This is a genomic window from bacterium (assembly GCA_021158245.1).
GTDB lineage: Bacteria > Zhuqueibacterota > QNDG01 > QNDG01 > QNDG01 > QNDG01.
Map to the genome: position 1 here is coordinate 1 of JAGGVB010000052.1, position 11,023 is coordinate 11,023.

Here is an 11,023-nt window from a genome sequence, read left to right on the forward strand (position 1 = left end):
AATTTAATTAAAAAGAGTGTAAACCGATTAGATTTTTAAAAAGCCTTCCTAATACACAAAAACGGAAGGCTTTTTTTATTTGATTTTTTTTTAAGCTTTTGTTGTATTATCACCTTTCGCACAAAAAATGATTCGTTATGTATTTTAATTTTTCATTCATGAAAATTTTATTTCCTTCTCTCAATCAAACCAATAATCCCAGCCAAAATAATCACCGTCGCCAAAAAGCAAGCCCCCACACCAACAAATAACGCTGCGCCAAGCTGCCCAAATCCACGAAAGATGGAAAAGATCAACGAACCGAATGCCAGCATAGTTGTAAGCGAAGTAAGCAAAATTGCTTTGCCGGTGCTGGCAAACACAGTGTAAATTTTCCCTTTACCTTCTATTAGCCAGCGATGGACAATATGCACGCCGTCGTCAATGCCAATACCCAGAATCATTGGCAGCCCCATTATATTTACAACGGTCAACTGCTGACCTGTCAGGTGCATGAGACCAATCATCCAGATTACGCCGATAGCCAACGGAATCATGGCGATCAATGAATAGCGTATGCTGCGGAAATCTGCCCACAATAGCAAAAAAATAATTACCAGCGTTAATAATACTGAATTACGTCCATCACGAGTAATAATGTCTATTAAGGCGCGGAATACGGGTGGAAAGCCGGTGGCTCTGTCGCTGACTCTTGCCAGATCATCTGTAAAACGATTAAAAAGATCGGAATTTTGCCAGATGTCTCCAGCCGGAAAAACAGTCACTAAAAATTGATCTCGGGTTTTATTGCTGTATCTGTCGAGAATAGAAACCGGAAGTTCGTTTAAGTGGAGAGATTTGGTAGAGCACATTTTAATTACCGACTTTTTGAAATAGGGAGCAAAATCTCTTTGAAATTCAGATAGCCTCTCAGCAGCCAACGAACCATCGGCAGCTAACAATTGCTGTAATTGCTGAATAATATTTCCGGAATCAGGCTTATCCGGGTCGCCCACAATCTGCTTGCATTTATTATCCACCTTATCCTGCCCACCAAGGAAAGCCATGTCCTGCATTTCCATGATATTCATTTGCAGACGCTCAATTTGTTTGTTCAAAGCCGGCAGCTCGCTGCGGAGTATAGCGGGTCTGATTACCGCCGAGTTGAACGCGTTATGAATTTCGTTGATGTGGGGAGTCCGTTTTTGCTGCTGTTCCACAGAAGGTAGATACATTGAAATATCTTCAGTCATAGCCACTGAGCCCAAGTCGCGATATTTCTTTGCAAATTCACGGGACTGATTTACATCATCGGTTAAAACAAGCGCATAAGCCATACTTAAATCAAACTTGTCCTGTATCGTGTCATTAAGCGCGACCGATACCAATCCTTCTGCCTCGCAGTTCAAATAGTTTTTATCAAAAGTGATATTTCGCGCTGATAAAATTAACAAAACAGTGATAATAATTCCGGCAAAAATAGTAAATATATAGTGTTTACTTACCCATTGCCCGGCATTACCGAGAAAGCGAAATGAAATATCCTGCTGCACAAGTTTTTTTACGGCTTTACCTTTTTCACGTTTTTTATCTAAACGGCGTTCTCTTAATACTAACATAAGCGGAAGAAATAAAAATGTAGCAAAAAGAATTGCCAACAGCCCTGTTCCGGTAACCAGCCCCATCTCTTTCATCCCGCGAGAACTGCTGATCATCATGGTTAAAAAAGCAAAGGCAGTGGTTAGCGCGCCGGTTAAAATTCCTTTGCCGCTTTTCAAAAATGTATTTTCCATAGCTGCGGCGATACTATCTCCGGCAGCGCGCCGTTCCGTGAAACCGGAAATAAGATGAATAGAAAAATCAATACCCAATCCCAGCAGAATAACAGCCATCATCGAAGTCATAATATTTAATTCTCCCACTACAATAGCCGCTGTTCCCATTGCCCATAATATGCCGACAAGAAGATTTAACATCGCCAAAACAGGAGCAACCCACATTCTGAATGCAAGTATTAACATCGCTAAAATAGCAATAATGGCAATCACACTGGTATAACCCAGGCTTTGCGTAGAATAAACCATTTCATCTCGACCGACGGGTATCATGCCTGTTAATCCTGCCTTTACATCAGGATAATCTTTTAATAAATCATCAACAACGCCCTGAATAATATCTGTTCCTTTTACAAGCAAATCCGCGTTGAACATGGTGAAATTGGGAATGGCATTCATAATTAACGCTTTTTTATCATAAGATAAAAGATACGGTTCACCCAAAAGGAGTTTATCTACAGCAGCGCGCGCTTCTTTTTCTGAAACATTTTCATCACGAGCATAGCGTTGCATCAATTGAATTAGGTTTTGAATGCCGTCAAGAAACATAACTGCCTGGTCTTCTTTCTCGCGCGTGGAAATGGACTCTTCCTGACCGACATACTCTTTTTCCATTGAGTTGTTAATGTTAAATAGTAACCCTGTGAGATTGGGATCCGTGTAAACGTCCTTCAGATTTTTTAAATCTTTTTCCTTAACAAGCATCAAACCGTGATTGCGCATAAAATCGACTTCGGCTTTATAATCAACACGTTTAATTAATTTTTTATTAATCCGCGCCCGAAGTTGCTCTATCTCGGACTGAAGTTTGTGTATTTCAGATTTTTTTCCTTGCTCAGTCTGTAATTTAGTTATCTTCTTTTTGATTTTATTTATGTCTGCCTGAAGCGAAGCATTTTTGCTGGTATCAATAGCTGCCAACAAGCGCGGCGCCAGTTCATCGGCAAACTGCTTAATACGGTCTTCTTCGCCCTGAACAACAACGATAATACTGGTTGCCGATACAAATTCATTAATAATTTTGTTGAATTGAACAGTCCTCGGATCGCCTGACGGCAGTAAATCGGACCAGCGCATGGTTTGTTTTAATTGACCGGCGAAAAATGCAAAAATAACCGTTAATACAAGCACAATACCAAACATCCGCCAGGGATAAGTTGTGTGCCATAGAGCTAACTTTTTAAGTAAATTTTCTCTCATTTTTTTTTAATCTCCTCTATAACATTTTTAAAAATTTTATTAATGTCGGAAATATCGCATTTACATTTTTTTTATATTTTATGTACTCTTGTCCAAACTTTTTTTCTAAAAATCACTCTTCTTCTATGATTAAAATTTTAGATATCGCTTACATACAAATAGGATAGAAACCCCCTCTCAGTTAGTCATTCTCAATTCACAATTAGTCTCTCTCAATTCTCAATTATTCATTCTCAATTAACAATTAAGAATTAAAAATAGACCCTCGCTCTAAATATTCCCCCATTACCGAGATTGCCCGCATAAGCCGTCCCTTCTTTGCCAAAATAATAATTTACAAACAGACTCAAATCAACATTCTCAAATACATTATAAGTTACCATTGGAATAACAGCCGAGCTATTATCCGAAAGGCTAATAATGCAAGAAGTGCTAATATTAATTAAATCAGTCAAAGGATGCTGCACAAAAATATAAACCTGATCGCGCGTGATTGATTTTGTCTCCGCAGAAAGATACTGCATCCAATCATTGAAATTGTAATGCTTGTAATCGGATTTAGCCGAAGTGTTGCGATAATATTCACACATGATGTATGTCTGAAAATCGAAAGTGTAATCAAAACCCATAACTAACTCGTAGTAATCCTGTTTAATTTCCATCGATTGGTATGGATAAGATGAAACTGCAAGCAGCGGACTAAACGCGTCAAGATAGGTTTGTTTTTCCTGGTCATCAATTTTCACTTTATTATAGGCATATTCTCCCCACACGCCAAACCCAAATAATTCGCCGGCAAAATCAGCTCCGAGAATGTGCCGTTTTGTATTCATTTTATAAAAATTCATTGCAATGGGGTCAACAATTCGGGCGTCCGTATAAGCCCAGTGTTTTTGACTTCCCAGAAAAGAAAAATCAAAATGAGAAAAGCGACCTTTCAACTTTACTAAAATGTCGGTATCATGCCAATCTTCAGTTGGAGCATAAATTGCCGTAATTCCAAAATCGCCTTTAATCGGCAAATCCATCCGAAAAGCATTATGCCCCGGCTGCTCGTAAGTTGGGTCGATGACGTCCTTTTTATTGAACACATCAGTCGGGTTCCAGGCGTAGCCCGTGCCTATGGACAATTGCTGTTTACCGATGGTGAAATCAGCATATTTGAATGAAAGTTTCACAAACGCGTTATCCAGAAAATTTCTATTTTTATAAGGCATAATATAAGGATTTGTTTCATAGCCAAATAAATTTAGAGTTGGCGCTTCGGCAGCAACTGACTCTGGCAGAAATTTCAGTATATCCCATTTCGTTTTACCATGATATGTTATATAATTAAAATTAGCTCCAAAAGAAACATTATCCGATGCTTTAAGCTGCAGATCTACTCTCAATTTATTCGAGCTGAGTTGATAAAAATCATTGCCGATTTTAGCCAACATTAGCTGCGGTTCAAAATAACCAAATACTTCCACCTGCTGGCTAAATGCAGGTAAGAAGTAGAATAGAGAAAAAATTATGGTTAGAATTAAAGGGCCCAAAGTCGGTGATCGGAATTTTGGAAATTGTTTCCAATGCTGAGAATTAAGAATCTGCAAACAATAATGACACCGAGAAAAAAATACGACATTCGACATTCGGCATTCGACATTCTTAATTGCTTTTTTCATTTCTTCAATCCCCTTTCAGTAAACATTTCATCTTTCAATGGAGCATTATATTTACAGGTCAAAATTTCCATGCTGGTTTGGGTATTGTCTGTTTTATTGTACATAGTCATTTTCATACCCGTTGGAACACCATCTATGTCTTTGATGTCATATTGAACAAGGCGTTTGAGACACAAGTTGGGATTTTCCTCATCATAATAATCCATCACCACCGGTAAAAAATTATCTTTGATAACCCACATAATCATGCGAGAATAATGGCTATTGCTGTCTCTGTTTCGCGTCAGTTCGAGTTTGTAGCAATCATAACCCTCTATTTTATCATCTTTAAGACGTTTGGCAGTAAAATCAGTAATAAAGGCACTGCCTGAGCCCATATCTTCATAACTAAAATCGCTGCCCTGCATTTTTTGTTTTTTGGCGTGAGTAGCTAATTTACGAACTCTTTTTGTGCGCGGGAAATATGCCCAGATATCATCTGCATTATTGAGCATAAGCATCGCCTGCCCCTTTACACGTGCGGGACGGGTGTAACGAATCAAGTTTTTTTCACCACTGTCTTTACTCCAGGATTCGTATTCAAAGGTGCGCTTCTTTCCTGATGTAGTTACAATAGTCATAGTCATTTTGCCATAGACGGATTCCTGATTCATCAGGTCGTTTACTTTTGTGATAATTTGTTCAGCGGTTAGTTCCTGAGCAATTAGAGATGATGTTAGAATTAAAATTATCAATAAAATTTTCAATAAAATTTTCATAATTTCAATACCTCCGATATTTAAATTGATTTATTTTACCGAACTATCGGTCAATATAAAATAAACAAATCATTTATTTATTCCCTGTAAAAATTCATCAAAAAAATGAGTAGCAATATCGTCTATCGTAAAAAGAGATTTATCAAGAACCCATTGCAGCATGAGTCCATCTAAAGCGCCAATGAGAATTGATGCTGTTAGCGTTGTGTTCATTTTTTTGAATTTGCCCAGCCTGACACCCTCATCAAGGATAGCTTTAACAACAGTTCGATAGTCTGCATACAACTTATTTATGTCGATTAAACCTGTGGCGCCATCATGACCTGTGTGAATTCCTTCAGTCCAGAACTCGAACACAACTTCAATGTATTCAACACCAAAATTGCTGACAATTTCTGTCCAGCCAGTAATGATCGCTTTTAATTTAAGCACGGGGTCAGTTATTTTAAACAACCGTTTGCCCATCACAGTATCCATCATATTCATAAAATGCAGGAAGGATTCAGCAAAAATTTCATTTTTATCTTTAAAATATTCATAAATCGTTCCTTTGCCAATACCTGCAGCTTCTGCGATTTCAACCATGCGAGTATTAGCAAAACCTCGTTTGGCAAATACTTTAATCGCTGCTTGAACAATTTCCTGCTTTTTAGCTTGTTTGTCAACTATTTTTGGCATAATCTCCCTGATGTTATTTTTACTGACACGTCGGTCAATAATAAATCATTATAAAAATAAAGTTTCAAAATGTCAAGGAATTTTTTTTCTTGTAAATATTTTTTCGAATGCTGCTTTGCTGCGCTGGCCTGCTGATAGTTAATTCTTCGTTTCTTGGAATAAATTTACTATGTACTTAAAAACATCATACTTATTCTTGTATTCGTATTTAATACTCGGTACCAGTATCCTGAGCAATACAAAACTTGCTTACATTTCTTAAAATATTTCTAAATCCTGCAGAATATATTTTACTAATTTAACCCAAATTAAATTATTATTCTGATAAATATCAGTTTTTAATTTTTATACGTACAATCCAAACATCAACGCCGCTTCCTGGGTTTTTTCTGCTTCACCTCATTGCCTGTTTGTTTTTTTGCATGAGATATCAGCGGTTTTTTGCCTTTCTCTTTAAAACTTGCCACAATTTCCTCTGCATTTTCAAACGGGACAGTTATAAATGAAAATTTATCCATCACCTGTATATCACTGATCTGCCTTGATTTAATTGACACTCTACTTGTAACAAGATCAACAAGTTTTCTGGCATCAATTTTATCTTTTCTGCCGAGAGCAACAAAAAGCCTTGCTTTTCCCTGCCTGTCAAGCTGCTTTCCTTTTGTACTGAACTCTTTTATTTCACCATAGGCTGCAGGATTGAGTTCCTCTTCAAAGCTGTAGTTAAGCAAAGCTGCCAATATTTGTGTAGGGTTGTTGTCCTGAAGCAAATTTTTAGCCCAGTCATAATATTTTGCATCAACTTCATTCTCAAGAATTTTATTTAAATCCTGATATATCTTTTCCTTTTTGGCCTTGATAATATCCTGCACTTTTGGCACTTTAGACCTTTTGATATCGGTTTTGGTGAACCGCTGTATTGACATAAGCCGCTTGTACTCGCTTGGTGTTATAAATGTAATAGCTGTTCCTTCGTTTCCTGCCCTTCCAGTACGCCCTATCCTGTGAACATACGATTCAGGATCATAAGGCAGGGAATAATTGATTACATGTGTCAGATTGATAACATCAATTCCCCGTGCAGCAACGTCTGTTGCAATAAGAACATTTATTCTGTGTTTTCTGAATTTATCGAGAGTTCTCTCTCTCTGCGCCTGCGATATATCTCCGTGAATAGCTTCTGCATCATATCCCCTGTCTATCAAATGGGCAGCAACAGAATCCACATCGCTTTTTGTCCGGCAGAAAACAAGGCCGTAAAAATTGTCCTTAATATCAATTATCCTGCACAGTACTTCAAATTTATCAGATGCTTTTACTTCAAAGAAAATCTGCTCGGTCAGTTTGGTTGTCAGCTGCTCTTTCTTAACCCTTAAAAGCTCATAATCACCCATGTACTTATGTGCAAGTGCTTTTATCTTTGCCGGCATTGTTGCAGAAAACAGAAGCATTCTTTTATCTGCATTTGTATGCTTCATTATCTCTTCCATGTCGTCAATAAAGCCCATATTGAGCATTTCATCAGCTTCATCAAGTATAAGGTGTTCAATTTTTCCGATTCTCAGGGTTTTTCTTTTAAGGTGGTCAATTATTCTGCCCGGGGTACCGACAACAAGATGCACACCCTTTTTTAGCCGGCGCAGCTGCTGGTCAATTGACTGGCCGCCGTATATGGGCATTATTCTGATATCTTTCCTGCCTTTTAAAGAATTTATCTCTTCTGATACCTGAATTGCCAGTTCCCGTGTAGGGACAAGAATAAGTGCCTGGACTGTTCTGGAGGTTATATCAACCATCTCAATCAGAGGCAGTCCGAACGCAGCTGTTTTGCCGGTTCCGGTTTGTGCCTGCGCAATTATATTTGTATCATCCCTAAGCATTAAAGGAATGGTCATAACCTGAATTGCAGTTGGTTCTTCAAATCCCTTTTTATTAACAGCGCTCAACATTTGTTCCGAAAGCCCCAGATCTTTAAACGTCTTTTTTTCTTCCATTTTTCTCTTTTCCTATTATAATCAATTTGCTCAACTAAACATTATAATATACGCTTTTATTTTATAAAAAGATATGAAAACATGATATTGCAGGGAAGAAGATTATTTAACCATATCACCCCTTCGGGGTTGTGGTTTTTATGATACATTGTTTTCTATTATTGGACTCTATTAAATACCTTGAGCTTGTATATTCAATGTCCGCATCCTTGCATACAATGGCAGGATCACTTCCTCCCATCTCAAGCACACACTTTTTTAAAGAATCGGATGCCTTTTCGTCCTACGTCAGTACTGCCTGTAAAAAATATTTTTTCTACGGAAGAACCTACAAGAGCTCTCCCCTGATCTGCCCCTCCCTGAACAATCTGAAATACGCCTTCCGAAATTCCCGCATTACGGAAAAGGTTATAAATTTTTTCTGATATAAGAGGTGTCTGATCCGAGTGTTTAAAAACAACGCAGTTACCGGCAAGGAATGCAGGTACAATACTGCCGAGAGGAATGAGCAGAGGCCAGTTCCACGAAGAAATTATTCCCAGCACACCGAGCGGTTCAAACAGGATTATGCTTTCCCGTCTTTTAAAGAGAAGATGATGAAGAGGTACTTTTCTCTCTTTTAAAAACTTATCTGCATTATCTGCATAATAACCTGCAACATCAACACTTGCCGCTATTTCCAGAGAGAAGCTTTCCACAACAGGACGTCCCATTTCACGGGTTATCAATTCTGCAAATTCCATCCCCCTGTCTAACAGTAATTCCTGAACTTTCTTAATTATCTGTGAACGAACAGACAGAGGAGTATCCCTCCACAGCGGGAATACAGAACGTGCCTTTTTTACTATGAGATTAACATCTTCTGCAGGAGTTAACTCAACTTCTCCGTTTATTTCCAGAGTAGCGGGGTTAATTGACATTATCTTATCAGGACTCAAAATAAATTCCTCTCATTAATTAAACTATCTTACAAGCAGACATTTCTTTATTTCTGTAAAACAAACCTGAACTGATATAAAGAGAATCCTGTCGTATGATAAAATTTCCATTTAAAAATTGATGCCTCATACATAATTTCAAAACTTAATATTCCTATTACAACAATGGAACGCAGAGTCCAAAGCCAGCCGGCTTTATCCATTTTTCTAAAACGGAGACTTTGTACCACGTTTGTTTTGTAATTTTATATCCTTCGCTCTTCAGAATAAAATACGATAGAATCAGGGTTTTTTAGGAAAAATTCTCTTTCCAACCCTTTTCCTCATTCTTCTTAGAAACAAACCGCTCTCTTTAAAATAAAGGCTGATTCTTTCCCAAAAAGTAATTTTAAAAGACTCTTTTTTAACAAAAACCGTATCACTGCCTGTCTTATACCATACTATATAATTATTCTCATTCATCCAGGATAGTATCTGACTGATAAAAGGATTGATATATGCTGCCCCGTGTGTTTCCAATGAAATTACCGCCGGCCTGCTGGACATATTTTTAATTACATACCATTCACTGCCTTCAGTGTCAATACTTAACAGATCTATTCCGCCGTCATCAATCTCATCAAACGTCCTGCACTCAACTGTGATCTTGTCCTCATCCTTCAATACATAGTTATCATTTACAATTGCGGGAGCTACGCTTAAATCTGCAATAAATGACGAAGCATCCCTCTGCGCCAATTTAATTTCACCATTATAATCATATATTGCACATTCATAGAGAGTTAAGCTCTCAAGGCCTTTAAAGTGACTTTTAATCCGTTTAATAGATTCAGGATCAGGCTCAACCAGAGTACTTCTTACACCGCTTTTTATATAGCCATAAATATTCGATGTTTCAGGATGATATACTCCCACTTCTGCAGCATGTTGAGGATTAAATTTCTTTTTGCATAATTTGTCATATAACGACTTTTCCGACATACAGTTAAACCTCACAATTAAATAATGAACAATAAAGCACCTAAGTATTCCCCGAAATATGTCATTTTTAAATTACCGGCTCTTTATCAAAACCTTTCAGGCTGTTTGTATAAAGGGGGGATCCATTTTATAATTTTTCTGAAATACTTTGGGATTTTCAGCACCGGCCGGAATAACTTACCTCCGCAAAAATATTCATTTTTCTTTTCTCCGTGCAATTCAGTATGGATTTCTTATGAGCAGGAATAACAGTTATTTATCAGCGCACTACTCTATTTCACCGTACAGGAACTGTTTCCGAAGTTTCTCATCAAACTTTTCTATTGCATATCTTAACATTGTTCTCGGCATACTGTTATAATGTTTTCTCAAAAAATCATACTCTGTTTCAAAATCCCGTTTCCCCACTTCTCTCAGCATCCAGCCAACAGCCTTATGAATCAGATCATGCTTGTGGTTCAGCAGTATTTCTGCAATTTTTAAAGTATCGGAATACTGCCCGTTCCTTATAAAATGAAAGGTTGTTATTACTGCAATTCTCTGCTTCCACAGGTCTCCGGAATCTGTAAGTTCATACAGCAGGCTTTTATCCTTATCTTCGAGAAAGGGGCCCAGAATTTTATATGACGACAAATCAACAAGATCCCAGTTATTCACTCTCACCATATTATTGACATATAAATGAACAATTTCCCTCCTTTTCTCTTCTTCCTTCAATTTCTCAAATTTATAGATGAGAATAAAAAGCGATGTAAGTCTGTACTCATGAATTTCTGTATTCAGAAGCTGCTCAGCCTCCTGAAGAGTACAATCTTTATAATATCTTTTTGCAATTTTTCTCTGATCCGGTACTACAACACCTATAAATTTATCGCCTTCTCCGTAACCGCCGGGGACAGCTTTAAAAAACTTCTGAAGGTGCTGTGCCTTTTCAGCATCTGCTTTTTCTTTTAATTCTTTTTTTACGGATGAGATAATCTTCATTAATCCTCT

9 protein-coding genes are annotated in these 11,023 nt (G+C 37.6%); all 9 read right to left on the bottom strand.

Features of this window, described 5'->3' with window-relative positions; all coding sequences use genetic code 11:
- Positions 1-167 precede the first annotated feature (167 nt).
- On the bottom strand, positions 168-3,014 hold the full coding sequence (locus J7K93_02805; GenBank protein MCD6115920.1) for an MMPL family transporter: 2,847 nt from the start codon (positions 3,012-3,014) through the stop codon (positions 168-170).
- A gap of 251 nt (positions 3,015-3,265) precedes the next feature.
- Entirely contained in the window at positions 3,266-4,552 is a 1,287-nt protein-coding gene (locus tag J7K93_02810; GenBank protein MCD6115921.1) for a hypothetical protein, read from the bottom strand.
- A gap of 125 nt (positions 4,553-4,677) precedes the next feature.
- On the bottom strand, positions 4,678-5,439 hold the full coding sequence (locus tag J7K93_02815) for an outer membrane lipoprotein-sorting protein (protein MCD6115922.1): 762 nt from the start codon (positions 5,437-5,439) through the stop codon (positions 4,678-4,680).
- A 69-nt stretch (positions 5,440-5,508) separates the two neighbouring features.
- Positions 5,509-6,117: a TetR/AcrR family transcriptional regulator gene (locus tag J7K93_02820; GenBank protein MCD6115923.1), complete on the bottom strand. Its 609-nt coding sequence runs from the start codon at positions 6,115-6,117 to the stop codon at positions 5,509-5,511.
- 365 nt (positions 6,118-6,482) lie between these two features.
- Positions 6,483-8,111 carry a DEAD/DEAH box helicase gene (locus tag J7K93_02825; GenBank protein ID MCD6115924.1) on the bottom strand — a complete coding sequence of 543 codons (1,629 nt, stop codon included), beginning with the start codon at positions 8,109-8,111 and terminating at the stop codon, positions 6,483-6,485.
- Between the two features lie 115 nt (positions 8,112-8,226).
- Entirely contained in the window at positions 8,227-8,352 is a 126-nt protein-coding gene (locus tag J7K93_02830) for a hypothetical protein (GenBank protein MCD6115925.1), read from the bottom strand.
- A gap of 1 nt (position 8,353) precedes the next feature.
- Complete coding sequence (locus J7K93_02835) at positions 8,354-9,049, bottom strand: aldehyde dehydrogenase family protein (protein MCD6115926.1); 696 nt, start codon at positions 9,047-9,049, stop codon at positions 8,354-8,356.
- Between the two features lie 282 nt (positions 9,050-9,331).
- On the bottom strand, positions 9,332-10,030 hold the full coding sequence (locus tag J7K93_02840) for an FkbM family methyltransferase (protein ID MCD6115927.1): 699 nt from the start codon (positions 10,028-10,030) through the stop codon (positions 9,332-9,334).
- Positions 10,031-10,297: 267 nt separating this feature from the next.
- On the bottom strand, positions 10,298-11,014 hold the full coding sequence (locus J7K93_02845) for a DNA alkylation repair protein (protein MCD6115928.1): 717 nt from the start codon (positions 11,012-11,014) through the stop codon (positions 10,298-10,300).
- Between the last annotated feature and the right edge of the window lie 9 nt (positions 11,015-11,023).